General features: G+C 65.3%; 31 protein-coding genes. 18 read left to right on the forward strand and 13 right to left on the reverse strand.

Features of this window, described 5'->3' with window-relative positions; translation table 11 throughout:
- Positions 1-21 precede the first annotated feature (21 nt).
- A complete protein-coding gene (gene rnr / locus GGQ98_RS07465) occupies positions 22-2235 on the forward strand; it encodes a ribonuclease R (protein WP_184067390.1) in 2214 nt (737 codons plus the stop codon).
- 15 nt (positions 2236-2250) lie between these two features.
- Here rnr and GGQ98_RS07470 read toward each other — a convergent pair whose 3' ends face one another.
- Entirely contained in the window at positions 2251-2499 is a 249-nt protein-coding gene (locus tag GGQ98_RS07470) for an Hpt domain-containing protein (protein ID WP_184067393.1), read from the reverse strand.
- Between the two features lie 185 nt (positions 2500-2684).
- On the opposite strand from GGQ98_RS07470, the gene rpmG reads away from it, so the two are divergent.
- Positions 2685-2852 carry a 50S ribosomal protein L33 gene (gene rpmG, locus GGQ98_RS07475; RefSeq protein ID WP_157174781.1) on the forward strand — a complete coding sequence of 56 codons (168 nt, stop codon included), beginning with the start codon at positions 2685-2687 and terminating at the stop codon, positions 2850-2852.
- A gap of 35 nt (positions 2853-2887) precedes the next feature.
- On the opposite strand, the gene GGQ98_RS07480 is transcribed toward rpmG, so the two are convergent.
- Positions 2888-3250 (reverse strand): response regulator, encoded by a 363-nt coding sequence (locus GGQ98_RS07480; RefSeq protein WP_184067395.1) that lies wholly within the window; start codon positions 3248-3250, stop codon positions 2888-2890.
- Positions 3251-3352: 102 nt separating this feature from the next.
- Here GGQ98_RS07480 and GGQ98_RS07485 point away from each other — a divergent pair, with 102 nt between their 5' ends.
- Genes GGQ98_RS07485 through GGQ98_RS07505 form a run of 5 tightly spaced genes read left to right on the forward strand, consistent with a single transcriptional unit; the run spans position 3353 to position 6632 of the window.
- Positions 3353-3631 carry a DUF3572 family protein gene (locus GGQ98_RS07485; protein ID WP_184067398.1) on the forward strand — a complete coding sequence of 93 codons (279 nt, stop codon included), beginning with the start codon at positions 3353-3355 and terminating at the stop codon, positions 3629-3631.
- Positions 3628-4239 carry an HAD family hydrolase gene (locus tag GGQ98_RS07490; protein WP_184067401.1) on the forward strand — a complete coding sequence of 204 codons (612 nt, stop codon included), beginning with the start codon at positions 3628-3630 and terminating at the stop codon, positions 4237-4239. Before GGQ98_RS07485 ends, GGQ98_RS07490 begins: the two co-directional genes overlap by 4 nt.
- A gap of 34 nt (positions 4240-4273) precedes the next feature.
- A complete protein-coding gene (locus GGQ98_RS07495) occupies positions 4274-4735 on the forward strand; it encodes a RidA family protein (RefSeq protein WP_184067404.1) in 462 nt (153 codons plus the stop codon).
- 14 nt (positions 4736-4749) lie between these two features.
- Positions 4750-5493, forward strand: a complete 744-nt coding sequence (locus GGQ98_RS07500) for a glycerophosphodiester phosphodiesterase family protein (RefSeq protein ID WP_243451752.1) — start codon at positions 4750-4752, stop codon at positions 5491-5493.
- Positions 5490-6632, forward strand: coding sequence for a GNAT family N-acetyltransferase (locus tag GGQ98_RS07505; protein WP_184067410.1), 1143 nt, complete (start codon positions 5490-5492; stop codon positions 6630-6632). The genes GGQ98_RS07500 and GGQ98_RS07505 overlap by 4 nt, the downstream gene beginning before the upstream one ends.
- On the opposite strand, the gene GGQ98_RS07510 is transcribed toward GGQ98_RS07505, so the two are convergent.
- From GGQ98_RS07510 to panC, 4 genes are all read right to left on the reverse strand, one after another.
- Positions 6614-7984: a diguanylate cyclase domain-containing protein gene (locus tag GGQ98_RS07510; protein WP_184067412.1), complete on the reverse strand. Its 1371-nt coding sequence runs from the start codon at positions 7982-7984 to the stop codon at positions 6614-6616. The two genes, GGQ98_RS07505 and GGQ98_RS07510, sit on opposite strands and share 19 nt — an antisense overlap.
- 124 nt (positions 7985-8108) lie before the next feature.
- Positions 8109-8396, reverse strand: coding sequence for an SEL1-like repeat protein (locus GGQ98_RS07515; protein WP_184067415.1), 288 nt, complete (start codon positions 8394-8396; stop codon positions 8109-8111).
- A gap of 86 nt (positions 8397-8482) precedes the next feature.
- Positions 8483-9496 (reverse strand): sensor histidine kinase, encoded by a 1014-nt coding sequence (locus GGQ98_RS07520; RefSeq protein ID WP_184067418.1) that lies wholly within the window; start codon positions 9494-9496, stop codon positions 8483-8485.
- Between the two features lie 115 nt (positions 9497-9611).
- Positions 9612-10445 (reverse strand): pantoate--beta-alanine ligase, encoded by an 834-nt coding sequence (gene panC, locus GGQ98_RS07525; protein WP_341534159.1) that lies wholly within the window; start codon positions 10443-10445, stop codon positions 9612-9614.
- 110 nt (positions 10446-10555) lie between these two features.
- Between panC and GGQ98_RS07530 the strand changes: the two genes are divergently transcribed.
- Genes GGQ98_RS07530 through pgmG form a run of 3 tightly spaced genes read left to right on the forward strand, consistent with a single transcriptional unit; the run spans position 10556 to position 13187 of the window.
- Entirely contained in the window at positions 10556-11353 is a 798-nt protein-coding gene (locus tag GGQ98_RS07530) for a division plane positioning ATPase MipZ (protein WP_184067420.1), read from the forward strand.
- Positions 11353-11757 carry a J domain-containing protein gene (locus GGQ98_RS18330; protein ID WP_184067423.1) on the forward strand — a complete coding sequence of 135 codons (405 nt, stop codon included), beginning with the start codon at positions 11353-11355 and terminating at the stop codon, positions 11755-11757. Before GGQ98_RS07530 ends, GGQ98_RS18330 begins: the two co-directional genes overlap by 1 nt.
- A gap of 38 nt (positions 11758-11795) precedes the next feature.
- Positions 11796-13187, forward strand: coding sequence for a phosphoglucomutase/phosphomannomutase PgmG (gene pgmG, locus GGQ98_RS07540; protein WP_243451753.1), 1392 nt, complete (start codon positions 11796-11798; stop codon positions 13185-13187).
- 65 nt (positions 13188-13252) lie between these two features.
- On the opposite strand, the gene GGQ98_RS07545 is transcribed toward pgmG, so the two are convergent.
- Positions 13253-13624: a hypothetical protein gene (locus tag GGQ98_RS07545; protein ID WP_184067426.1), complete on the reverse strand. Its 372-nt coding sequence runs from the start codon at positions 13622-13624 to the stop codon at positions 13253-13255.
- Between GGQ98_RS07545 and GGQ98_RS07550 the strand changes: the two genes are divergently transcribed.
- From GGQ98_RS07550 to GGQ98_RS07575, 6 genes are all read left to right on the forward strand, one after another.
- Positions 13617-14081: a phasin family protein gene (locus GGQ98_RS07550; RefSeq protein WP_184067428.1), complete on the forward strand. Its 465-nt coding sequence runs from the start codon at positions 13617-13619 to the stop codon at positions 14079-14081. The two genes, GGQ98_RS07545 and GGQ98_RS07550, sit on opposite strands and share 8 nt — an antisense overlap.
- A 132-nt stretch (positions 14082-14213) precedes the next feature.
- Positions 14214-14546 (forward strand): ATP-dependent Clp protease adapter ClpS, encoded by a 333-nt coding sequence (gene clpS, locus GGQ98_RS07555; RefSeq protein ID WP_184067431.1) that lies wholly within the window; start codon positions 14214-14216, stop codon positions 14544-14546.
- 100 nt (positions 14547-14646) lie between these two features.
- Positions 14647-15126 (forward strand): Dps family protein, encoded by a 480-nt coding sequence (locus GGQ98_RS07560; protein WP_243451754.1) that lies wholly within the window; start codon positions 14647-14649, stop codon positions 15124-15126.
- 99 nt (positions 15127-15225) lie between these two features.
- On the forward strand, positions 15226-16413 hold the full coding sequence (locus tag GGQ98_RS07565; RefSeq protein WP_184067434.1) for an acyl-CoA dehydrogenase family protein: 1188 nt from the start codon (positions 15226-15228) through the stop codon (positions 16411-16413).
- Between the two features lie 11 nt (positions 16414-16424).
- On the forward strand, positions 16425-17543 hold the full coding sequence (locus GGQ98_RS07570) for an acyl-CoA dehydrogenase family protein (RefSeq protein WP_184067437.1): 1119 nt from the start codon (positions 16425-16427) through the stop codon (positions 17541-17543).
- Between the two features lie 140 nt (positions 17544-17683).
- A complete protein-coding gene (locus GGQ98_RS07575; protein WP_184067440.1) occupies positions 17684-18007 on the forward strand; it encodes a hypothetical protein in 324 nt (107 codons plus the stop codon).
- Between the two features lie 99 nt (positions 18008-18106).
- Here the strand turns inward: GGQ98_RS07575 and GGQ98_RS07580 are convergent, their stop codons facing one another.
- Positions 18107-19324, reverse strand: a complete 1218-nt coding sequence (locus tag GGQ98_RS07580; protein WP_184067443.1) for a serine hydrolase domain-containing protein — start codon at positions 19322-19324, stop codon at positions 18107-18109.
- Positions 19325-19431: 107 nt separating this feature from the next.
- On the opposite strand from GGQ98_RS07580, the gene GGQ98_RS07585 reads away from it, so the two are divergent.
- A complete protein-coding gene (locus tag GGQ98_RS07585; RefSeq protein WP_184067446.1) occupies positions 19432-20808 on the forward strand; it encodes an MATE family efflux transporter in 1377 nt (458 codons plus the stop codon).
- Here GGQ98_RS07585 and GGQ98_RS07590 read toward each other — a convergent pair.
- The 5 genes from GGQ98_RS07590 to cysD form a co-directional block, all read right to left on the reverse strand.
- The gene (locus GGQ98_RS07590; protein ID WP_184067449.1) at positions 20767-21198 is read right to left on the reverse strand and encodes an acyl-CoA thioesterase; all 432 of its coding nucleotides are present in this window, start codon (positions 21196-21198) and stop codon (positions 20767-20769) included. The two genes, GGQ98_RS07585 and GGQ98_RS07590, sit on opposite strands and share 42 nt — an antisense overlap.
- 86 nt (positions 21199-21284) lie before the next feature.
- Positions 21285-21671, reverse strand: coding sequence for a PIN domain-containing protein (locus tag GGQ98_RS07595; protein ID WP_184067452.1), 387 nt, complete (start codon positions 21669-21671; stop codon positions 21285-21287).
- On the reverse strand, positions 21668-21904 hold the full coding sequence (locus GGQ98_RS07600; RefSeq protein WP_243451755.1) for a type II toxin-antitoxin system Phd/YefM family antitoxin: 237 nt from the start codon (positions 21902-21904) through the stop codon (positions 21668-21670). The genes GGQ98_RS07595 and GGQ98_RS07600 overlap by 4 nt, the downstream gene beginning before the upstream one ends.
- A 24-nt stretch (positions 21905-21928) precedes the next feature.
- Entirely contained in the window at positions 21929-23839 is a 1911-nt protein-coding gene (gene cysN / locus GGQ98_RS07605; protein WP_184067455.1) for a sulfate adenylyltransferase subunit CysN, read from the reverse strand.
- Positions 23839-24735 (reverse strand): sulfate adenylyltransferase subunit CysD, encoded by an 897-nt coding sequence (gene cysD, locus GGQ98_RS07610; RefSeq protein WP_184067458.1) that lies wholly within the window; start codon positions 24733-24735, stop codon positions 23839-23841. Before cysD ends, cysN begins: the two co-directional genes overlap by 1 nt.
- Positions 24736-24916: 181 nt before the next feature.
- Here cysD and GGQ98_RS07615 point away from each other — a divergent pair, with 181 nt between their 5' ends.
- Complete coding sequence (locus GGQ98_RS07615; protein ID WP_184067460.1) at positions 24917-25276, forward strand: tetratricopeptide repeat protein; 360 nt, start codon at positions 24917-24919, stop codon at positions 25274-25276.
- Positions 25277-25290: the final 14 nt, after the last annotated feature.

The following is a 25290-nucleotide window of genomic DNA, read 5'->3' on the forward strand; positions in this document are numbered from 1 at the left end:
GAAGGCCCGACAGGGGAGAGAATGGCGAAACGACCCTCCCCCGGCCTCCCCACCCGCGAACAGATTCTGGCTTTCGTCGACGAGGCGCCGACGCCGGTGGGCAAGCGCGAAATCGCCAAGGCCTTCGGGCTGACCGCGCAGGACAAGATCCTGCTGAAGGCGATGCTGAAAGACATGGCGAACGAAGGCCTGCTCGACAGCGGGCCGGGCCGGAGCCTCCACAAGAGCGGCGGGCTGCCCAAGGTGACGGTGCTTAAAGTGGTCGGCATCGAAGGCGGGCGCGCGGTCGCGGTGCCCGAAGGCTGGGCGAACGATACGCCTGCGCCGAAGATACGCATCGTCGAGGGGCGGAAGCGCGCGGCGCTTGGCGTCGGCGACCGCGTCCTCGCGCGCATCGAGGAGACCGGGCGCGGACACCTTGCCCATGTTATGAAGAAGATCGGCGCGTCATCCGAAGACGCGCTGCTCGGTGTGCTGCGGCGCGATGCCTCCGGCTGGTTCCTTGTGCCGACGGATAAAAGGCTGCGCTTCGACCTGAAGATCACCGACATCGGCGAAGCCGACGCGGGCGATCTGGTGCTTGCCGAACAATCCGGGCGCGGGGCGCGGGCGACGGGCCGCGTGTTGCAGCGGCTGGGCGATCCGATGGCGCCGCGCAGCTTCTCGCTGATCGCGATCCACGAAAAGGGCATTCCGCACACGTTTTCCGACGAGGCGCTCGCGGAGGCGGAAAAGGCCGCGAAACTGCCGCTGGGCGAGCGCGAAGACCTGCGCGACCTGCCGCTGCTCACCATCGACCCCGCCGACGCGCGCGACCATGACGACGCGGTGTGGGCCGCGCCCGACGACGCCGCCGGAAACCCCGGCGGCTTCAAGGCGATCGTCGCGATCGCGGACGTGAGCTTCTACGTGCGCCCCGGCACCGCGATCGACCGCGAGGCGCGCGAGCGGGGCAACAGCGTCTACTTCCCCGATCAGGTGGTGCCGATGCTGCCCGAGGCGCTCTCCACCGACGCCTGCTCGCTCAACGCGAACGCGGACAAGGCGGTGCTCGCGTGCCACCTGACCATCGCGGGCGACGGCACGGTGAAAGACTGGCGCTTCACGCGCGCGGTGATGCACGGCGTCGCGAACCTTGCTTACGAGACGGTGCAGGACGCGATCGACGGCAAGATCGAACACGAACTGACCGAGAGCGTTCTGAAACCGCTGTGGGCGGCCTGGACTGCGCTGAAAGCCGCGCGCGACAGGCGCGACCCGCTGGCGCTCAACATGCCCGAGCGGCGCGTGATCCTGGACGAGCAGGGCCGCATCGCGGAAATCCGTCTGCGCGAGCAGCTTCCCGCGCATCAGTTGATCGAAGACTTCATGATCGCGGCGAACGTCGCGGCGGCGAAGGCGCTGGAGGCGAAGACCTCGCCGGTCGTCTACCGCACCCACGAGCGGCCGAGCCGCGAGAAGCTGGTGGCGCTCGGCGACTATGTGAAATCGCTGGGACTCAGCCTGTCGCTCGGGCAGGTGGTGACGCCGACGACGTTCAACCGGCTGCTGGCGAAGATCGAAGACCCGGCGCTGCTGGAGCAGGTTTCCACGCAGGTGCTGCGCAGCCAGGCGCAGGCCTTCTACGGCACCGACAACCTCGGCCACTTCGGGCTCGCGCTCGGCAGCTACGCGCACTTCACATCGCCGATCCGGCGCTATTCGGACACGCTCGTCCACCGGGCGCTCGTTCGCGCCTACAAGCTGGGCGACGGCGCGCTGACCGACGAGGAGATGCGCGCCCTGCCCCGCACCGCCGAGCATATCTCGATGACCGAGCGGCGCGCCATGGAAGCCGAGCGCGACACCATCGACCGCTACGTGGCGGCCTATCTCGCGGCGCAGGTGGGCCAGATCGTGCGGACACGAATCAGCGGCGTGACGCGCTTCGGGCTGTTCGCGAGCGTCGAGGGCATCGGGGGCGACGGGCTGATCCCGATGTCGATGCTGGGCGCGGAGCGTTTCCACTTCGACGAGGCGACGAAAACCATCGAAGGGCTGACGACCGGGACGACGTACCATGTCGGGCAGAGGCTGGAGCTGAGGCTTGCCGATGCGAACCCGATCAGCGGCGCGCTGCGCTTCGAATTTCCCGACGGACCGGCACCGCGCGCGGGCCGCGAGGGTCGGCCGGCGCAGCGCAAGGGCCGCCCGCCGCTTCCCAGGGGCGCGGGCAAGGTGCGGCGGAAGCGGTAGGGATGACGGTTAAGGTCAGGCCGCGTCGAGCAGGCGGAACATGCGGTCGAGGTGCGGCTGGAGCGTTGCGACGTTCGCCGGTGTTTCCTCCGCCGCATGAACTTCTGCGGCGAAATCGTTGAAGCCGAAAGCCTTCGCGATCCCCTTGAGCGAATGCAGCTGACGCTGCACCTCGCCGTAGCTGCCCGCGAGCAGCAACAGCTGGATATCCTCCAGCTTGTCGGACAAATCCTGATGCAGCGATTCGAAATCTTCGTCGATCATGTTCGAAGGCTAGTGCGAAAGTCGTTAGAACAGGGTTAAGCACCGCGCCCCGGAATCGCATTCGAATGCACGGCCCCGCTTGACTCTGCCGGCCGGTTTCGGCATTAGCCCGCCCGTAAGCGCGGCGCACAAACGCCGCGTTCTTTTTTGTAAATCGCACGATAAAGCGCAAGGACTGCCGGGCCATGGCCAAACCAACCACCGTCAAGATCAAGCTCGTCAGCACGGCTGACACCGGCTTCTTCTACGTGACGAAGAAGAACCCGCGCACGCAGACCGAGAAGTTCACCTTCCGCAAGTACGATCCCGTCGTGCGCAAGCATGTCGAGTTCAAGGAAGCGAAGATCAAGTAAGGCGGCGCGTCGGGCGCCCTGTAAAGCGTAGGCTTTCAGGCGTACTGGCGGACGGTTTCGATAAAGCGCATCACCGAGATCGGCTTGGCGATATACGCCTCGCAGCCGCCGGCCTTGATGCGCTCTTCATCCCCCTTCATCGCAAACGCGGTGACTGCGACCACGGGGATGTCGCTCAGCGCCGCGTCGCTCTTCAGCCAGCCAGTGACCTCCAGCCCCGAAACTTCGGGCAGCTGGATATCCATGAGAATAAGGTCCGGGCGGTCGGCCCGCACCAGATCCGGCACGCTGCGCCCGTCGCGCGTTTTTATGGTGCGATAGCCGTGCGCTTCCAGAAGGTCGCAGAACAGCTTCATGTTGAGGTCATTATCCTCGACGACGAGGACTGTTTTCTGCATGGTCCCTCTTCGCAAGCCTGCCGCATTTCAGAGCCCCGCGGATCGGCCTGCTGAACAATCGCCTTGGCGAATGGTTTATGCAATCTTAATTGTCCAGAGTTAATGACATCTTACCAAACAGCCCTAACGCGCGAAGATGCCGAGGTGATGGCGCTGCAGGCGCTTGCCTGGATCGCAAGCGATGAACGGCTCGGGCCGCGCCTGCTCGCGCTGACCGGCCTCGATGCGCCGACGCTGAGGGCGCGCGCGGGAAGCGCCGAGCTTCTGGGCGCGACGCTCGATTTCCTTGCCGCGCACGAAGCCGACTTCATCGCCTGCGCCGAAGCGATCGGCGCGGAGCCCGCCCGGCTCGCGGCAGCGCGGGGAGCGCTCGGACGATGACGAAACCGCTGCTGATCTGCGACTGCGACGAGGTGCTGCTGCACTTCGCAGGCCCCTTCCGCACCTATCTCGACGAGGCGCACGCGCTGGAGCTGAATTTCGAGAGCTTCGCGCTTTCGGGCAACATCCGGCGCAAGGCGGACGGCGGCCTTATCGCGCGCGGCGAGGTGAGCGGGCTCGTCGATGGTTTCTTCGCGAACGCCATGGAAGGCCAGCCGGTCGTCGACGGCGCCGTCGATGCGCTGGCGACGCTGTCGGGCCATTACGAGATCGTGATCCTCACCAACATCCGCGATACGTACCGCGACCGCCGCCGCGCGCAGATCGCCGCGCTCGGCATGCCCTTTCCGGTGTATGTCAACGACGGCCCGAAAGGCCCCGCAGTCACCACGCTGATGCGCGAGCACAGCCGCGACGCCGCCGTGTTCATCGACGACTTGCCGCCGCACCACAGTTCGGTAAAGCGGGACGCGCCGCATGTTCACCGCCTGCACATGGTCGCCGATCCGGAGCTGAGGCCCCTGATCCCGGCTGCGGACGATGCGCATGCGCGGATCGATATCTGGTCTGAGGCATTACCGTATCTGCTGAGGCAGGCGGCGCCGTAACAACCTGGAATGCAACGAAGGGGACTATCCTGTCATGAGTATTGAAGCGCGCCTTGCCGAACTCGGAATCACGCTGCCCAAGGCCGCCGCACCCGTCGCGAACTATGTGCCGACGGTGCTGCACGGAAACACGCTGTATATTTCCGGGCAGATCCCGTTCCGCGAAGACGGCACGCTGGTGCTCGGACGGCTGGGCGAGGACATGGATATCGAAGCCGGTCAGGCCGCCGCGCGGCTCTGCGGCATCGGCATTCTTGCGCAGGCGCAGGCCGCGCTCGGCAGCCTGGACCGCATCGAGCGCGTGCTCAAGCTCGGCGCATTCGTTTCGTGCGTGCCGAATTTCTTCGATCAGCCGAGTATTGCCAACGGATGCAGCGACCTTATGGTCGAGGTTCTGGGCGACGCGGGACGCCATGCGCGCAGCGCGGTCGGCGTACCGGCCCTGCCGCGCGGCGTCGCCGTTGAGGTTGATGCCGTTATCGCCGTGAAGGTTTGACACGGAGCCGCCTTTTGAGAAACACGCCCCGCGATCTCGACTTCCTCACCCGCCAGCCCTTCGCGCACAGGGGCCTGCATGGCGTGCAGGGCGCGCCTGAAAACAGCGGCGCGGCGTTCGCGCGTGCGATCGATGCGGGGTTCGGCATCGAACTCGATGTCCGCCTGACCGCAGACAAGGACGCGGTGGTGTTTCACGACGCCGAACTGCCGCGCCTCGTGAACGCGGGCGGGCGCATCGCCGACCTTACCGTCGGCGAGCTGGGCGCGTTCCGCCTTTCGGGCACGGACGAGCCGATCCGCACGCTGCGCGAGGTGCTGAGCGAGATCGGCGGACGCACGCCGACGCTGGTGGAGGTGAAATCGCCGGGGCGGCGCGGATGCGGCAGCCTGTGCCGCGCGGTGCGCCGCGCGCTGGAAGGCGCAAACGGCTGGGCGGCGGTGATGTCGTTCGATCCGCGCATCGTGCGCTGGTTCCGTGAACACAGCCCGCAAACCGTTCGCGGGCTCGTGGTGACGAAGGAGGGAAGCCGCAACGCAGGCGTTCGCGGCTGGCTTTCCCGCCACCTCGCGGTGCGCAGCACGCGCCCGCATTTCCTGGCCTTCGATATCAACGCGCTGCCGTGCAGCTTTGCCGAACGTCAGCGGCGCAAGGGCCGCCCGGTGCTGACCTGGACGGTGCAAGGCGAAGCGCTTCGCGCGCGCGCGCGGGCGAACGCCGACCAGATCATTTTCGAGGGCACGCCGGAACCTGCATGACCGGCGCTCCGGCGGCCTTGCGTATCGTCACCTCGGCCTCCGGCATCCCGGCGGACGCGTGGAACGCCTGCGCCGGGGACAATAACCCGTTCACGCTGCACGCCTTCATCTCCGCGCTTGAGGATTCGGAAAGCGCGTCGGCCGCCGCCGGGTGGCAGGCGGTGCATGCCGTGCTCGAAAGCACCGAGGGCGACATTCTCGGCATCGCGCCCGCCTACGCCAAGTCCCACTCGCAGGGCGAGTACGTGTTCGACCAGGGCTGGGCCGATGCGTTCCAGCGCGCCGGGGGGCGTTATTATCCCAAATATCAGATGGCGGTGCCGTTCACGCCCGCGACCGGCCCGCGCCTGCTGCTGAAGGATGCCGCGCATGCGCCCGTGCTGATCGCCGGAATCGAAGACTTCTGCGAGCAGCAGCAGATCTCGTCTGCCCACGCCACGTTCATCGCGCCCGAGCAGGTGCCGCTGTTCGAAGCCGCGGGCTGGCTGATCCGCCACACCGAGCAGTTTCATTGGCACAATGCCGGATACGGCAGCTTCGAGGATTTTCTCGGCACGCTCGCCTCTCGCAAGCGCAAGACGATCCGGCGGGAACGGCGCGAGGCTGCGGAATGCGGGCTGCGCATCGTGGCCGTGACCGGCGCGGACCTGCGCGAGGCGCACTGGGACGCGTTCTGGCATTTCTATCAGGACACGGGCAGCCGCAAATGGGGCCGCCCCTATCTGACCCGCGCCTTCTTCAGCCTGCTCGGCGAACGCATGGCGAACCGCGTGCTGCTGGTGCTGGCGATGGACGGCGATACGCCCGTGGCGGGGGCGCTGAACCTGATCGGCGGGGACTGCCTTTACGGGCGCTATTGGGGCGCCGCGATCGATCTGCCCTTCCTGCATTTCGAACTGTGCTATTATCAGGCCATCGACTACGCGATTGCGCATCGCCTCGCCCGCGTGGAAGCAGGCGCACAGGGGCCGCACAAGCTCGCGCGCGGTTATGCGCCCGTGGTGACGACATCGGCCCACCACATCCTGCATCCCGGCCTCAGGCGGGCGATCGAGGCGTATCTGGAGAGCGAACGACCGGCGATCGCCGCCGACATCAGCGCAATGGCGGCCTTCACGCCCTATCGGCGCGGCTCGTAAGGCCGCACGCAGGCGCGGCCCGCCTGCTTTGCCGCATAGAGCGCAACGTCTGCCGCCTTGGAGAGCTCGGTCGCCGTCGCCGCATGATCGGGATACAGCGCGACGCCGACGCTCGCCGTGCTTTCGCCCGGATCGCCGCCGCTCGTCCCCGCGTATATCGCCTTCTCCGCAAGCGTCATCACATCATCGCCGTGCCGCCCGGCATCGGGAACGATGATCGCGAATTCATCACCGCCGAGGCGCGCGACACAGCCGTTGCTGAACGCATCACGCAGGCGCCGCGCCGTGCGCCGCAACAGCGCATCGCCCACATCGTGGCCGAAACTGTCGTTGACGCCCTTGAAGTGATCGAGATCGACGAGCATCAGCGCCATGCGTCCGCCGCGCGCATCGGTTTCGCGCATCGTCGCCAGCAACAGCTCCTGAAAGCGGCCCCGGTTCGGCAACTCGGTGAGCACGTCGTGCGCCGCGAGCCAGCGCAGCCGGTCATCGCGTTCGCGCTGTTCGGTCATGTCGGTTCGGGTGCCGATCATGCGCAGCGCGCGCCCGTTCGCATCGCGCTCCACCACGCGGCCACGCTCCGCGACCCACACCCAGCCGCCATCCTTGCCGCGCAGGCGATGTTCCAGGTTCACCATCGGCTGATCGCCTTTCAGACAGGCGGTCATCGCGCGATGGAGTTCGGCAAGATCATCGGGGTGAACATAATGGGCGATGCCTGAGGCGTGCCCCTTCACCTCGCCCTTGGCATAGCCCTGAATGCCGAGCGCACTGTCGCTGAGCCATACGTCGCCCGACGTTATGTCCCAGTCCCACACGCCGACGCGCGTGCCGTCGAGCGCGAGCGAGAGACGCGTTTCGAGACCTTGCAGCGTTTCCGTCGCCGCGCGGCGCTCGCTGACATCGATAACGGCGCCGACATAGCCGTCGTAGGCCCCGTTTTCATTGAAACGGGGGGCGCCCATGTTGAGCACCCAGGCGATCGAGCCGTCCGCCCGCTGCGTGCGGTATTCCACCGCATAGCGTTCCCGCCGATCGGTGGCGGTGACCAGTTCCTCGACGACGCGGCGGCGGTCATCAAGGTGAACCGTGGTGATCCAGTTGCCGAGGTCGTGCTGGTTGGTGCCGGTGAGATCGTACCAGTTGTCGCTGATGAAGGTGACGTTGCGGCGCTCGTCGGCCATCCAGATGACCATCGGCAGCGATGCGGAAAGTTGACGAAGCTGGGTCTCGTAGCGTTGGCGAAGTGCCTTTTCGCGCGCCAGCTCTGCGCGCAGCACAAGAAGCTCGTCTTCACGCGAATCGGAAGACTTCGGCGGAAATGCTTTGATTTCCGATACTTTTCCGGACAATTGCGTCGCCAAGGCGCCAGTCCCCCTGCTGCTCATGACAGCAAGTATACCAAACAGTCATTTCGCTTTTATTTGCAAGCCCCAGGCGTTTGATTTCGCAGGCTTCCAGTGATTCGGCGATCCGCTAGTGGCGCGTCTGCATCAGGAATGCGCGGGCCCCGCGCTGCGCCGCCGCGACTTCCGCGGGCGTCATCGACGCTGCGACCTCGCTGCGATCGAGCTGTGCGCGCTCGTCCCCCGACATGGCGGCAAGGTTGAACCACTTGTGCGCCTCGACGAGATCGATGTCGACGCCGCTGCTGCCGACCGCATACGCGACGCCAAGCTCGTAATACGCATCGGGCTGGCCGGCCATTGCCGCCGCCATCTGCGCGTGGAGAAACTGGACTTCAGTGACCGGATGACTTGCCATTCGAAAATCCCCCTCGATGAGGGACATTTGGCGCGGCTTGTTCAAGAAATGGTTAACGCCGAAAATCTGGCTGAATCCCTTCAAAATCAGCCGAACAGGGAATTGGCCCGGCGGAAGGCGAACGCCTCCTGACGGCCGCGCCGGTCCAGACGGACGCGTCCCGGCGGCATCGTGACCACGGCGCGCGTGCCCCGTCCCGGCGACGACAGCAGCTTGAAACTGCCTTCGTGAAGCTCGGTGAGCGCCTTGACGAGCGGCAAGCCGAGGCCGCTGCCCGCCAGCATGCCCGTGTCATCCTGCCCGCGCGCGAAGGGCTTCATCGCCGTTTCGATCGCGCGGGGCGACATGCCCGGCCCGCTGTCGCGGACCTCGATGAGCATGCGTTCGGCGCGATCGACCCGCGCCGCGATCGTGAGCCTGACGTTTTCGCCGCCGTACTTGAGCGCATTGTTGGCGAGATTGACGAGTATCTGGCGGAGCATCCGCGCATCGGCATGAAGCAGCGGCAGATCCGCAGGCATCTCCACGGCAACGCCTGCGCCGCGCGCCTCCGCCATCGTCGCCAGCATCCGCAGCACCGATGTCGCAAGCTGCCGGATATCGACGTCGGTTTCATCGAGCGGCGCAGCGTCCGCCTCTATGCGCGCGAGATCGAGGACGGAATCGAGCGTGGAAAGCATGCCCTGCGCGGCTTCCCAGATCACCGCGTTCTGGCTGGCCGCCGCATGCGTGCGGCCGCATTCGAGGCCGAGCGCCACGAGTTCGCTATAGCCGCTGATGGCGTTGATCGGCGTTTTCAGTTCATGGCTGAGATTGGCCGCGAGCATCCGCCGGTCGCGGCGCAGGCGGCGGACTTCGTCGCGCGCGGTGCGGGCCTCCCGATCCGCGATCTCGACAGCGCGCGCAAGCGCCTGCGCCAGCCGCGCGCCGGAAATGCGCCCGACCGGCTCCGAGCCCATCACCACGGCGACCCCGCCGGTGAGACACAGCGCGATATCGGGACCGGACAGGAGCGCGGCAGGCCGGATCGACGTATCGACGGCCCGGCCGGGAAGATCATCCCCCGGGGGTTCCATGGCGTCAGTCAGCCAGTCCTGCATCCAGATGCTCCGCTGCAACGGCCGGAATCCGCACGATAGCGGGTCTCCGCCGGGCTCCCTGCAACGGGGTTAATCGTTATTGATAAACCCTAATGAAAAGTTAACGCGGGCGGATTCAGGCGGTTTCTACGGCCAGATTGTCGATAAGACGCGTCGAGCCGAGCCGCACCGCCGACAGGATGCGCGCCGGGCGTTCCAGCGAACGCACCGGCTCCAGCGTTTCGGCATCACGAAGCGCCACGTAATCCGGCACGAGCCCGGCCGCGCGGAGCGCAGCCTCCGCCTCGGCCAGCGCGGCTTCGACCGCCGTTCCGGCGCGAACGGCGTCGCGCGCCGCGATCAGCGTCTTTGGGAACAGCGCGGCGCGGGCGCGCTCGTCGGCCGAGAGATAGGCGTTGCGCGACGACAGCGCGAGACCGTCCGCCTCGCGCACGGTGGGCACGCCGACGATCTGCGTGGCGATGTCGAGGTCGGCGGCCATGCGGCGGACCGTCAGCAGCTGCTGATAGTCCTTCTCCCCGAACATGGCGAAATCGGCCTGTGCCTGGTTGAGCAGCTTCGAGACCACGGTTGTCACCCCGTCGAAGTGGCCGGGGCGGTGCGCGCCGTCGAGATCGGCGGTGAGGCCCGCGACATGGACGCCGGTGGCGAACCCCGCCGGGTAAACATCCTCCGGCGCGGGCGCGAACAGCAGGTTGCACCCGGCCCCCGCGAGCGCGGCCGCATCTTCCGCCTCGCGGCGCGGATAGCGGGAGAAATCCTCGTTCGGACCGAACTGCTTTGGGTTCACGAAAACGCTGGCGACGACCCGGTCGGCGCGGGCGAAGCCCGCCGCGACGAGCGCCAGATGCCCCGCGTGAAGCGCCCCCATCGTGGGCACCAGCGCGACGCTGCGGCCCGCTGCCCGCCACTCGCGCACGCGCGCGCGAAGCGCCGCGACTGTCCGCACGGTTTCGAAAGCCTCCGGAATCTTGCCTCTCCTCGATTGACTCCCCGGCGCCCGTGAATGAAACAGTCCGCCGTTAAACGGAATCCAGCCATCGGGGGCGCGTTCGTTTTATGGCCAAAGCCCATGTCATCGTTCTTGGCAATGAAAAAGGCGGGACAGGCAAGTCCACGACCGCAGTGCACATCGCTGTCGCGCTGATGCACAGCGGCCGCAAGGTCGCCGCGATCGACCTCGATTCGCGCCAGCGCACCTTCACGCGCTACATGGAAAACCGGCAGGCCTTCTCCGACGGTCATGGGCTGGGGCTGAAGACGCCGCGCCTGCAGGTGATCGACGACAACGACAGCCACGGCGAAACGCTGCTGCGCACCACGCTCGACGCCTGGGCGCCGGTGGTGGACGTGATCGTCGTCGATACGCCGGGCCGCGACAGCCCGCTCTCGCGCGTCGCGCTCGGCCGCTCCGACACGCTCATCACGCCGATGAACGACAGCTTCGTCGATTTCGATCTCATCGGGCAGGTCGACCCCGACACGTTCAAGGTCAAGCGCCCGAGCTTCTATGCCGAGCTGATCTGGGACGCGCGGAAGGCGCGCGCGAAGTCGGACGGCGGCACTGTGGACTGGGTGGTGCTGCGCAACCGCATGTCCTCGCTCGCGGCCAAGAACATGATTCGCGTGGGCAGCGCGCTCGACGAGCTTTCCAAGCGCATCGGCTTCCGAATCTCGCCGGGGCTTTCCGAACGCGTCATCTACCGCGAACTTTTCCCGCGCGGACTGACGCTGCTCGACATCGGCGTGATCGACGACGTGAACATGAGCCACATCGCCGCGCGCAACGAGCTGCGCGAGCTGGTGAACAGCCTGGCCCTGCCCGAAGCCGAGGAAGCGCAGAGCCTGGCCAGCTGATGATCGTGGTTCTCGCCCTCGCGGCGGGTGCTCTCGGCGCGCTGTGGTATGCCGGTGCGCTGACACCGGCACGGCTGCGCTGGATCGGCCTGGCCGCCGCCGCCACCCTCGCGCTGCGCTTGCTGATGACCGGACAATGGCTCGGCGCGCTCGCCGTTGCAGGCGTGACGGCCTGGCTGGCGCTGGACCGGCTGCCCCGCCGCCGCAGTTCCGACATGTCGCCCCAGGAAGCCGGACGCCTGCTCGGCCTCTCGCCCGAAGCGGGTGCGGTGGAGATCAATGCGGCGTGGCGGCGGCTCATCACGGAGGCACACCCCGACAAGGGGGGATCCGCCGAAGCCTCGGCACGGATCAACGCGGCGAGGGATACGCTCCTGAAACATCTTCGCGATACGAAGCGTTGACGCGATACAGTCGCGACTCTCACAGCAAGGGCAGTATTTTGGGCAGTATCCTGGACCGGCACGACTTCCACCCGACTTCGCTTCGCGAATACGACATCCGCGGCATCATCGACGAAACCCTTGGCGAGAACGACGCCTACGCCATCGGGCGCGGGTTCGGGACGCGGGTGCGCCGTGCGGGCGGAACCAGCGTCGCCGTGGGCTACGACGGACGCCATTCCTCACCGTCGCTCGAAGCGGCGCTGGTGCGGGGGCTTGAGGATGCGGGCTGCGAGGCGCTGCGCATCGGCCTGGGGCCGACACCGATGCTCTACTTTGCGGTGCACCACCTCGACGCGGGCGGCGGCGTGATGATTACGGGAAGCCACAACCCGCCCAACTACAACGGCTTCAAGATGATGATCGGCCACGGGCCGTTCTACGGCGCCGACATCACCGGGATCGGCACGATGGCGGCGGCGGGCGACTGGGAAAGCGGAACGGGATCGAACCGGACGGTGGACGTGTCGCAGGCCTATGTGGACCGCATGCGCGTCGATGTCCCCGCGCGCGGTTATCGAATCGCGTGGGACACGGGGAACGGCGCCGCCGGACCGATCGTGGAGCGCTTGACCGCCGTGATGCCCGGCGAGCACCATCTGCTTTTCACCGACGTCGACGGTGACTTCCCGAACCATCACCCGGACCCGACCGAGGAAAAGAACCTCGAAGACCTCCGCCGTGTCGTCGCCGAAAAGGGCCTCGATTTCGGGCTCGCCTTCGACGGCGACGGCGACCGCATCGGCGCCATCGACAGCACCGGGCGCATCATCTGGGGCGACCAGCTGCTGATGATCCTGGCCGAAGACGTACTCCGCGATGTGCCCGGCGGCACGATCATCGCCGACGTGAAGGCAAGCCAGGCGCTTTACGATCGCGTCGCAGAACTTGGCGGCAAGCCGTTGATGTGGAAGACGGGCCATTCGCTCATCAAGGCGAAGATGAAGGAAACCGGCGCGCCTTTGGCGGGCGAGATGAGCGGGCATATCTTCTTCGCGCACCGCTATTACGGCTTCGACGACGCGATCTATGCTGCGGTGCGGCTGATCGGCGCGGTGGACCGCAGCGGCACGTCGCTCACCGAGCTGCGCGGCGCGATGCCCGCGATGGTGAACACGCCGGAGCTGCGCTTCCCCTGCCCCGAAAGCCGCAAGTTCGCGGTGATCGATGAAGTCCTCGCGCGGCTTGAGGCCAGCGGCGCAAACGTGAACCGCACCGACGGCGCGCGCGTCAACACGCCCGACGGCTGGTGGCTGCTGCGCGCCTCCAACACGCAGGATGTTCTGGTTGCGCGCGCGGAGGCTGTGTCTGAGGCGGCGCTGGAGCGGCTCGTCGCCGCGATCAACGAACAGCTCTCCGCATCAGGTCTCGCGACCTTGACCGGACACTGAGCAGCCCTCACATTTCACTTATGTTGCAGTGCACAAAAGTGCCTTGACGGATCGAGGTGTCGCCCCTATGTTGCAGTGCAGCATAAGGTGCGCGCGGAGATCACGATGGCTGAAGCAGCAAAAGTGGAAGTGAAAGTGGAACCCGTCACCGCGGCGCCGGCGAAAGCCGTCGTCGCGCCGAAGGCAGAGCCCGCGCCGGCCGCAAAGCCGGTCGCCAAGGTTGAAACGAAGCCGGCACCGAAAGCCGCTGCAAAGCCGAAGGCAAGCCCCAAGGTCGTAGCGAAGCCGGTGAAGCCGGCCGCTGCCAAAATCCAGGCGAAGGCTGCGAAAGCACCGACACCGCCGAAGTCGACACCCAAACCCAAAACTGTGGCCGCCGCAGCTGTATTCGCGAAGGCCAGCGTTCCCCCGAAGCAGAAGGCAATCATCATGACCATGAACGACACCGTAAAAAAGCAGGCCGAAACCGCGATGGCGCAGGGCAAGGCTGCCGTCGACCAGTTCCAGACGAAGACGCGCGAAGCGATGGAAAAGAGCACGAAAGCCGCCGAGGAAATGGGCAGCTTCACGCGCGAAAACGTCGAGGCGTTCGTCGAATCCGGCAAGATCGCCGCCAAGGGCTTCGAAACGCTGACGCAGTCCGCGCTGGAGCTTGCCAAGAAGAACGGCGAAGCCGCCACGACGGCCTTCAAGACGTTCTCCTCGGCCAAGAGCGCCAACGAACTGCTTCAGCTGCAGAGCGATTTCGCACGCAGCCAGTTCGACAAGTTCATTGCCGACAGCAGCAAGATGACCGAAGCGTTCGTGAAACTTTCGAACGACATGTTCGAGCCGATTTCCGGCCGCTTCGCGGTTGCGGCCGACAAGCTGAAGACGGTCGCCGTCGCCAAGTAAGCGACACAGCGGACACGTTGGAATACGAAGGGCGGTCGCGATTGCGGCCGCCCTTTTCGTTCATGGTCTTGTTATCGCGGCCCCAACTGCAATATTATGGGCCTGTGCGAAACCTCGTGAGTGAGCGGATGAATGACTGATCGCGAGTCAGACGACCGGAACGGTTCCGGCACCGACACCGGCGTCGCGACGAAGACCAAGCCCAAGACCAAAAAGCCTGCGCTTTACAAGGTCTTGATGCTGAACGACGACTATACCCCGATGGAGTTCGTGGTGGAGGCGCTGCGGCGCTTTTTCCGCATGTCCACCGAAGACGCGACCCGGGTGATGCTGCAGGTTCATCACAAGGGTGTGGGCCTGTGCGGCGTATTCACGTATGAAGTGGCGGAAACCAAGGTGAACCAGGTTCTCGATTTCGCACGACAGAATCAGCACCCTTTGCAGTGCACGCTTGAAAAAGCCTGAAACGCCTTTGTTTCATTGAAATTTTGATTGCAGTCAATGAGATAATCCATTGGCGACGGCTTTGGATTTCCTCCACGATGCCCTGATGAAAGGAAACACCATGTCCGACACAGAATCCAATATCGGTATCGCCGCAGAGGGCCGTGCCAAGATCGCCGACGGCCTCGCGCACGTTCTGGCCGACACCTATTCTCTCTATCTGAAGACCCACAATTTCCACTGGAACGTGACGGGTCCGATGTTCAACTCGCTGCACGCGATGTTCATGACGCAGTACAACGAGCTGTGGCTCGCGACCGACGAGATCGCCGAACGCATCCGCGCGCTCGGCCACTTCGCGCCGGGCGGCTACAGCGCATTCGCGAAGCTGACCAGCATCAAGGAAGCGCCCGAGCAGCCGCCCGAGGCGATGGAAATGGTCAAGCAGCTCGCCGAGGGCAACGAAGCCGTCGCACGCACGGCGCGCAAGATTTTCTCGACCGTGGAAGACGCGGGCGACGAGGTTTCGGTCGATCTGCTCGTCGGCCGGATGCAGTATCACGAAAAAACCGCGTGGATGCTGCGCTCGACGCTCGGCTGATCGCCCTGCCCTATTGATTCGGGTGAGTTGACGCGCTCGGCGCCTCGCCCGAATCTGGGCGCGCGGTTGCCCCCGGTCGGCACCGGAGGAGACATCGCGATGGACCTGTCGTTCAGCCCGCAAGACGCTGCCTTCCGCGAGGAGGTGCGCCGCTTCATCGAGGATAATTACCCCGAGCCGCTGAGAGGCAAGCTCGACGAGGGCGAGGAGTGGTCGAAGGAAGACTATCTCTCGTGGCACCGCATTCTGGGCAGAAAAGGCTGGGTCGCACCCGCATGGCCCGCCGAATACGGCGGACCGAGATGGAGCGCGACGCAGCGGTACATCTTTTCCGAGGAACTGGCACGCGCCGACACGATCCCCATCCTGCCCTTCGGCATCAGCATGGTGGCGCCCGTGATCTACACGTTCGGCACGCCCGAACAGAAGGCGCGCTTCCTGCCGCGCATCCTTTCGGGCGAGGACTGGTGGTGCCAGGGCTATTCGGAGCCGGGCGCGGGCTCCGACCTCGCCTCGCTGCGCACCAAGGCCGAGCGCGACGGCGACCATTATGTCGTTAACGGCCAGAAGACGTGGACGACGCTTGCCCAGCACGCCGACTGGGGCTTCTTCCTCGTCCGCACCGATGCTTCGGTGAAGGCGCAGGAGGGGATTTCCTTCCTGCTGATCGACATGAAAACGCCGGGTATCACCGTGCGCCCGATCATCACGCTCGGCGGCGAGCACGAGGTGAACGAGGTGTGGCTGGAAAACGTGCGCGTGCCGGTCGAGAACCGCGTGCATGACGAGAACAAGGGCTGGACCTGCGCCAAGTTCCTGCTCGCGCACGAGCGCACCGGCATCGCGGGCGTCGCGCGATCGAAGCGGGGCATCGAGAAGCTGCGCGCGATCGCGGCGGCGGAACTGGACGGCGACCGGTCGCTCATTGAAAACCCCTTCTTCAGGCGCAAAATCGCCGAACTGGAAATCGATCTCGCCGCGCTGGAATTCACCGAGCTGCGCGGGCTTGCCGCGCTCGCGGCGGGCAAGCCGCCGGGAGCGGAATCCTCGCTGCTGAAGATCAAGGGCACCGAAATCCAGCAGCGCATCACCGAACTGACGCTCGAAGCGGTGGGCCACTACGGCGCGCCCTGGTTCCGCGACTTCGGCGACAACGAACACGCCATCGGGCCGGACTATGCGCTGCGCGCGGCACCGACCTATTTCAACATGCGCAAGACCTCCATCTACGGCGGATCGAACGAGATTCAGCGCGGCGTCATCGCGAAGATGGTTCTCGGGCTTTAGGGGGGCGGACAATGGATTTCAGCTACACCGAAACGCAGACGATGGTGCGCGACACGCTCGCGCGCTTCCTTGCCGACCGCTACGACCACGAAGCGCGCATGAAGATATCGCGCGGCGAGGGTTGGTCGCCCGGCATCTGGCGCGCCTTCGCGGAGGAACTCGGCATCCTCGCGGCGCCGTTTTCCGAGAGCCTCGGCGGGCTCGGCGGCGGCGCGGTCGAGAACATGATCGTGATGGAAGAGCTGGGCAAGGCGCTGGTGCTGGAACCCTATCTCTCCACCGTGGTGATCGGCGGTGGCTTCGCGCGCGAGACGGGCCGCAACGACCTGATCGAGGCGATCATCGCGGGCATGATGACGACAGCGTTCGCGTGGGCCGAACCCAGGGGCCGCTTCGATCCGGCGAACGTCGCGACCGCCGCGAAAAAATCGGGCGGCGGATGGACGCTTTCGGGGCACAAGGCCGTGGTGCGCGACGCGCCGTTCGCGAGCCACCTGATCGTCACCGCGCGCACGGGCGGCGGGCAGCGTGAGCAGGCCGGCGTGAGCCTGTTCCTGATCGAGAACGGCGCGAAGGGCGTGGTGCGGCGCGATTATCCGACCGCAGACGGCGGGCGCGCCTCCGAGGTCTATTTCGAAAACGCCGAGGTGCCGGGCGACGCGCTGCTCGGCGAGGCGGACGGCGCGTTCCCGCTCGTCAGCCGGATCATCGACGAGGCCACCACTGCGCTTTGTGCCGAAGCCGTGGGCGTGCTGCGCGAACTCCACCGGCAGACGCAGGACTATGCCCAGCAGCGCAAACAGTTCGGCCAGCCGATCTCCAAGTTCCAGGTGCTCCAGCACCGCATGGTCGACATGTTCATGGAGGCCGAGCAGGCGGCATCGATGGCGCTGATGGCGACGCTGAAACTCCCCGACCCCGCCGCCGTTTCAATGGCCAAGGCGAAGATCGGCAAGGCGCTGACGCTGAGCGGACAGGAAGCCATCCAGATCCACGGCGGCATGGGCATGACCGACGAACTCGCGGTCGGCCACTACTTCAAGCGCGCGACGATGATTGAAAGCCAGTTCGGGAATACGGACTGGCATTTGCAGCGTTATGAGGCGCTGGCGTTCGGGGAGGCAGCGTAACGCGGCGCCCTTTCTGCCTCTTCAAGCACGACAAAATTGTTTTAAAACCCGTTGTGCGATAACCGATTCAGGTCAATTGCCGACGTTGCAAGATAATACTACCCTTCCGAGCAATTAAGTTCTTTTGATGAGAGCGGCCAGTGAAAGTCTATATCGCCATTCGCGACTGGGTAGATCGTCAGTGGCGCGCCCCGGGATTACGGTTCAAAATACTACTCTTGCCAGCAATGTTACCGCTGCTGCTGATCCCCGTGACCGGAAACACCCCTACATTGACCATGACGGTGTGCGTTTGGTTTATAGGTTGGAACCTCTTTGTATTCTGGCGCTATTGGATTTTCCTGAAGGTTGTATCGCGCAAAGCTGACGAACAATATGATAAGGTTGGAAAATTCAATTTAGCAAACGAGTATCACGACACAGAAAGCGCTACTGCTGCAGGCGAGAGGAAACGACGGGGCTGACTGCACTCACTTTCCGGCCCTTGGTCGCGCGTGCAGTTCTTTTTTGCGGGGCATCAAATGTGCGCTCCTCGCCATAAGTCGCCAACGACATAATCGCCATCAATCCTCGATCGCGGCGTAGACCATCGTCTTGAGTTCGCGGCGGACGGGGTAGGACGATGAGGGGATGAGCTGGGTCATGAAGATGCAGATGAGGTCTTCGACCGGGTCGATCCAGAATGCCGTGGAGGCGGCGCCGCCCCAGAAATAGTCGCCGGCCGAACCCGCGATCATCGTTTTTGCCGGGTCCATCGTCGTCGCGAAGCCGAGGCCGAAGCCGATGCCGTTGTAGTTCGCTTCCGAGAACAGCGAGACCGACAGCGCGGGCAGGTCGACGCCGCCGGGCAGGTGGTTCGCGGTCATCAGGTCGAGCGTCTTGCGGCTGATGTAGCGGCGGCCGTCCGCCGCGCCGCCGCTGAGCAGCATCTGCGCGAACTTCAGATAGTCCTGCGCGGTGCCGACGAGGCCGCCGCCGCCCGAGACGAACGCGGGCGGTTTCAGGAAGCTGGAAAGCGCGGGATCATCTTGCAGGATCGTGCGCCCGCTCGGCGTCAGCGCGTAGCAGGCGGCGAGGGGGTGTTCCGCGCCCGCGCGCACCTGAAAGTCCGTGTCGACCATGCCGAGCGGGGTCAGCAGGCGTTCGCGCAGGTAATCCTCGAAGGCCTGCCCGGAGATGCGCTCGATCAGGTAGCCGAGCACGTCGGTCGCCACCGAATAGTTCCACTTCTCGCCGGGCGAGAATTCCAGCGGCAGCCCGGCCAGCCCCGCGATCATCCGATCGAGCGTGATCGCGCCCTTCTCGATCTCGCCGATCCCGCGCGTTCGGTAGGCGGCGTCGACGTCGGTGCGGTTCTGGAAACCATATGTGAGACCCGCGGTGTGACGCAGCAGATCGATGACGAGCATCGGACGGGCGGGCGCGGTCGTCTCGAACCCGGCCGTTTCATCGCCGCCCGCATAAACGCGAAGGTCGCGCCATTCCGGGATATGAAGATGGACGGGATCGTCGAGCGCGATGCGCCCCTCCTCCACCAGCATCATGAACGCGACCGAGGTGATCGGCTTCGTCATCGAATAGATGCGGAAGATCGTGTCTTCGGCAAGCGGCGTGCCGCGTTCGCGATCGGCAAGCCCGCGCACGCCGAGATGGGCGATCTCACCCCTGCGCGCGACGAGCGTGAGCGAACCGGGAATCTTGCCGGACGCCACGTATTTCCGTTCGAGGAAATCATCGATCCGCGCAAGGCGCTCAGGCGACATGCCGTGTCCCCGACCCATTCCCGTCTCCTTCGCCTTTTACGGTCGGCACCGTACACGGATGCACTCGCCAATGTCATCGGTTTCGCGTATCCGGCCCGGCTGCTTTGGACACCGGATCGATCGACATGCTGAAGACAAGAATACCCGCGCGCGGAAGCCTTTCCGAATTGCTGGCGCTCGCCTCGCCGGTGATCCTGTCGCGCCTCGGCATCATGATGATGGGGCTGACGGACGCGATCGTCGTGGGGCACTACAGCTCGATCGAACTCGGCTATCACGCGCTCGGCTGGGCGCCGACGATGATCGCGCTGACGACCGGCGTGGGCCTGCTGGCGGGTGTGCAGGTGCTGACAGCGCAGCGTATCGGTGAAGGCCGCCCGCAGGACGCGGGGGCCGTGCTGCGGCGCGGGTTGCTGTTCGCAGCCGTCGTCGGCGTGGCTTTCGGCGCGGCCCTGTGGTTCGGCGCCGCCCCCGCGATGCACGCCATCGGCCTAGACCCCGCGCTCGCCGAGGGCGCGGCGGCGGTCGCACGAACCTTTGCACTGTCGATACCCGCCTATCTGCTCTCGATCGCGCTGATCTACTGGCTTGAAGCGCTGGGCCGCCCGGGGCCCGCCGCAGCGCTGATGTGGGGTGCCAACATCGTCAATCTCGCGGCGAACCTCTGGCTCGTGCCGGGCACGTCGCCCTTTGCGATCGAAGGCGCGGTGGCATCGGCGGCCGCGACGTTCATCGCGCGCACGGCGCTCGTCGTGGGGCTTGCCGCCTATCTCGTGATGTGGGCCGACGCCCGCCGGAAATACGGCCTCTTCGCCGCAGCGCCCGGCGCGCCGGGGTGGAAGCCGCTGATCTGGATCGGCGGCGCGTCGGCGGCGTCGCTGTTCGTCGAAACCAGCGCCTTTGCGGGGATGAATGCCATCGCGGGCCTGCTCGGCGGGCTGGAGGCGGCGGCATGGGCGGTGGTCTTCAACGTCTCGGCGATCGTCTTCATGGTGCCGCTCGGTTTTGCCTCCGCGACTGCAGTGCTCGTGGGGCGCGGCTACGGCGAGCGCTCTCCCGACGCCGTACGCCGGTCCGGCCTGCTGGGGTTTGCTGCGGCCGGATCCGTGCTCGTCGTGATCGCGGCGGTCGTGGCGCTGCTGCCCGAAACGATCGTCAGCGCCTATACGGCCGATCCGTCGCTGATCGTGCTTGCCGTGCCGGCACTCGCACTGGCTTCCCTGTTTTTCGTCGCGGACGGGCTGCAGGTCGTGGCCGCCAACGCGCTGCGCGCGCGCAATGACGTCTGGCTGCCCACGCTCACCCACACGATCAGCTACGCAGGCGTGATGCTGCCGCTCGGCTATGTGCTGGGGCTGCCGATGGGCATGGGGCTGGTGGGGCTCGCCTGGTCGGTGGTGATCGCCAGCCTGTTCTCGGCGGGCTTCCTGCTCACGCGCTTCTGGTGGCTCTCGCGCCGTTCATTCGTCCCGCAGGCGGAGGCTCTCCAAAGCCTCGCGTAAAAGCGGCGGCAGCGGTTCGCTGCCGTGTTCACCCCGGTGGACGAGCACCGAATCGCAAAGCCCGATGCAGACGCCGCGCTGGAACAAGGCAAGGCCGAGGCGGTAGGACGAACCGCCGATATGCACCACGCCGACGCCGATCTGCGCCGGATCGGGCCAGTGCCCCTCGGCGAGATAATCGATCGCAAGGTGCGCGATGAAACCCCGGAAGCGATCAAGCCCCGGCCGGTGGTGCAGATCAAAATGAAAGCGGACGCGCCCTTCCTCGTAGAAGCGCGCGACGGCGACATTGTTGAGATGGTTGTTGAGATCCATGTCGCCGAAGCGCGGCACCATGTCGATCCGAAACGGATAGGCGCCCAAATCGCGGCGGCGCGGATTGTCTCTCATGCGTGCGTCATTCCTTGGCTGTAGAGCCGGCGAGACATGGCAGGTTGAACGCGGCGGGTCCGCCCTTCATTCCGGGAGGGTGGTGTCTACCAGACGATTTCGCAAGGGAATGCGCTGAGCGCCGGGTCGCGGCTCACGATCGGCATGCCTTCGATTTCGGCCTGTGCCGCCAGCATCCGGTCGAATGGGTCGCGATGTGCAGAATCGTACGTTTCAGCGCGGATGGCATGGACCATGGTGATGGGCAGTGCGATGAAACCGTCGGCGGCAAGAAGCTCGGTGAAACGCGCTGCGGCCATCTCCAGACCCGGCAGCTTGCCGAGCCGTGCCTTCGTCGCCACTTCCCAGGCGCTTGCCACGCTGACGACGATCTCGTTTGCGGAATCCGCGATGCGGTCGCGCGCCGATGACGGGAGCGCGGCGTCATCCGTCCACCACCAGAGCAGCGCATGCGTATCGAGGAGGAGCTTCACCGCCCTTCCCATGCGGCCAGTTCGTCATCCGTCAGCGGATCGAAGAATGTCTCCGGCAGCCGGCCCTTCAGGCGCCCGGGTTGCCGCGCGCCCATATCCGCCGCGAGCGGCATGAGGCGGGCGTACGGCTTCCCCGCCTTGGCGAGGATGATTTCCTGACCCGCGTGCGCGCGATCGAGCAGCTTCGAGAGATGCGTTTTCGCTTCGTGGACATTGATGACGACAGCCATCATTCAGACTTAGCTTAGTCCGAAGACTTAGTCAATCTGAGCAAGCAGCCGCTCGACGATCGCATCCGCCGCCGCTTCCGGCGTCATCTGCGTCGTGTCTATGCGGATTTCCGCATTTTCCGGGGCTTCGTAAGGGCTGTCGATGCCGGTGAAGTTGCTCAGTTGTCCGGCGCGGGCCTTTTTGTAGAGGCCCTTCACGTCGCGCTTCTCGGCCTCCGCGAGCGGCGTATCGACGAACACCTCGATGAAGTCGCCTTCGGGCAGCATCGCGCGGACCATCTGCCGCTCGGCGCGGAACGGCGAGATGAAGGCGGTAAGCACGACAAGGCCCGCGTCTGTCATCAGTTTCGCGACCTCGCCGACGCGGCGGATGTTCTCCACGCGGTCGGCCTCGGTGAAGCCGAGATCCTTGTTGAGGCCGTGGCGCACATTGTCGCCGTCGAGCAGGAAGGTGTGCTTGCCGAGCGCGAACAGCTTCTTTTCCACAAGGTTCGCGATCGTCGACTTGCCCGCGCCCGAAAGGCCGGTGAACCAGAGCAGCTTCGCCTGCTGGGCCTTCTGCGCGGCATGCGCCTCGCGCGTTACGTCCGCCGTCTGCCAGTGGATGTTCTGCGAGCGCCTGAGCGCGAAGTGGATGAGCCCCGCGCCGACGGTGGCGTTCGTCATCCGGTCGATGAGGATGAAGCCGCCGAGTTCGCGGCTTTCGGCATAAGGCGCGAACGGGATCGGCTTGCCGAGCGCGATGTTGACGACGCCGATCGCGTTCAGGTCGAGCGTCTTCGCGGCGAGCTTTTCGAGCGTGTTGACGTTCACCTCGTACTTCGGCTCGGTGATCGTCGCGGACACGGTGGTGGTGCCGAGCTTCAGCCAATAGGGACGGCCGGGCAGCATCTTCACGTCCGACATCCACACGACGGTCGCTTCGAACTGGTCCGCGACTTCGAGCGGTGAGTCCGCCGAAACGATCACGTCGCCGCGCGAACAATCAATCTCGTCGGCAAGCGTCAGCGTGACCGATTGGCCCGCAACAGCTTCATCGAGGTCGCCGCCCGCCGTGACGATGCGCGCGACGCTGGAGGTCTTGCCCGAAGGGACGACGCGCACGGCATCGCCCGGCTTCACGCTGCCCGCTGAAACGAGACCTGCGAAGCCGCGAAAATCGAGATCGGGACGGTTCACCCACTGCACGGGCATCCTGAGCGGCCCGGCCTGACGCGCGGCGGCATCGACCTCGACCGTTTCGAGATGTTCGACGAGGCTCGGGCCTTCGTACCACGGCGTGTTCTCGCTGCGGCTGCCGATGTTGTCGCCGCCCAGACCGGAAATCGGGATCGCCTTGAAGCGCGTGACGCCGATCTCGGTTGCGAACGACCGGTATTCGAGCACGATACGGTCGAAGACGGCGCGGTCGTAGCCGACAAGATCCATCTTGTTGATGGCGAGCACGAGGTGGCGGATGCCGAGCAGGTGCGCGAGGTAGGAATGCCGCCGCGTCTGCGTGAGCACGCCCTTGCGCGCGTCGATGAGAATGACGGCGAGGTCGGCAGTCGACGCGCCCGTCACCATGTTGCGCGTGTACTGCTCGTGGCCCGGCGTGTCGGCGACGATGAACTTGCGCTTGTCGGTCGCGAAAAAGCGGTAGGCGACGTCGATGGTGATGCCCTGCTCGCGCTCGGCGGCGAGGCCGTCCACCAGCAGCGCGAAATCGAGCGCGCCGCCCTGCGTGCCGACGGTCTTCGAATCCGCCGTGAGCTTGGCGAGCTGATCCTCGAAGATCATCTTGGAATCGTAGAGCAGCCGGCCGATCAGCGTCGATTTGCCGTCGTCCACGCTGCCGCAGGTGATGAAGCGCAGCAGCGACTTGTTCTCGTGCTGCTCCAGATACGCCTCGATATCGCGCTCGATGAGGTCCGAGGAGCCGTAAACTTCGAGGGCCATCAGAAATACCCCTCCTGCTTCTTCTTTTCCATCGAGGCGGCCTGATCGTGATCGATGGCCCTGCCCTGCCGCTCCGACGTCGTCGTCAGCAGCATCTCCTGGATGATCTCCGGCAGCGTCGCCGCCGTGCTTTCGACAGCGCCCGTCAGCGGATAGCAGCCGAGCGTGCGGAAGCGGATCGAGCGCATCTCGGGCGTCTCGCCGTCGAGCGGGAAACGGTCGTCATCGACCATCAGCAGCAGACCGCCCCGCTTCACCGTGGGGCGCGGCGCCGAGAAATATAGCGGCACGATGGGGATGTTTTCGCGGTGGATATATTGCCAGATGTCCAGCTCGGTCCAGTTCGAGATCGGGAACACGCGGATGCTCTCGCCCTTGTTCTTGCGGACGTTGAACAGGTTCCAGAGTTCGGGGCGCTGGTTCTTCGGATCCCAGCGGTGCGTGGCGGTGCGGAAGCTCATGATCCGCTCCTTGGCGCGGCTCGCCTCCTCGTCGCGGCGGGCGCCGCCGAAGGCCGCGTCGAAGCCGTGGTGATCGAGCGCCTGCTTCAGCCCTTCGGTCTTCCACATATCGGTGTGCAGCGAGCCGTGATCGAACGGATTGATGCCCTGCGCCTGCGCCTCCGGATTGTGCCAGACGAGCAGTTCCATGCCCGCATCCGCCGCAGCCTTCTCGCGCAGATCGTACATGGCGCGGAACTTCCACGTCGTGTCGACATGGAGCAGCGGGAACGGCGGCGGCGCCGGATAAAAGGCCTTCTTCGCCAGATGCAGCATCACGGCGGAGTCCTTGCCGATCGAATAGAGCATCACCGGCTTCTCGCACTCCGCGACGACCTCGCGGAAGATGTGCAGGCTTTCGGATTCCAGGCGGTCGAGGTGGGTCAAGGGCTTCATAGCACGGCTCTATGCGCGAACTGCCCTTACCAAACAAAGTACAAAGTCTTTTGCGCGGCCTAGCCCAGTTTTCAGCTCGGTCCGAACGTTGTCACAAAACTGTAATAATTCATTTACACGACTGTCATAAAACTGTAATGTTCGATTCAAGATGAGTTTACCGAGTCGAGGGAGGTTCGCCATGAAACTTGCTTTTGCTGCTGCCGCCGCCGCGCTCCTTGCAGGCTGCACCACGTCACCCACGCAGCAGGCCGAAATCGGCTACACGCCGGGCGCGCTCGGCTATGCCGCGATGATGAAGGGGGACTTGCAGAAGGCCGAGACGCAGTTGATGCGCACCGATGCCGACGATCCCGCCCGCCTGCTCAATCTTGCGCAAATCTACCGCATGACCGAGCGCGACCTCGCGGCGCGCGACCTCTATGCGAAGGTGCTCGAGAACGACGACATGCAGCTCGTGCTTTCGAACGGACGCGTCGTTTCCGCGCACACGGTCGCGAAATCGGCGCTGCAGACGACGGCAACCGCCGCGCGTAACTAAAGCATCGTGCGGAA

This window comes from Sphingosinicella soli (assembly GCF_014199685.1).
Lineage (GTDB): Bacteria > Pseudomonadota > Alphaproteobacteria > Sphingomonadales > Sphingomonadaceae > Sphingosinicella > Sphingosinicella soli.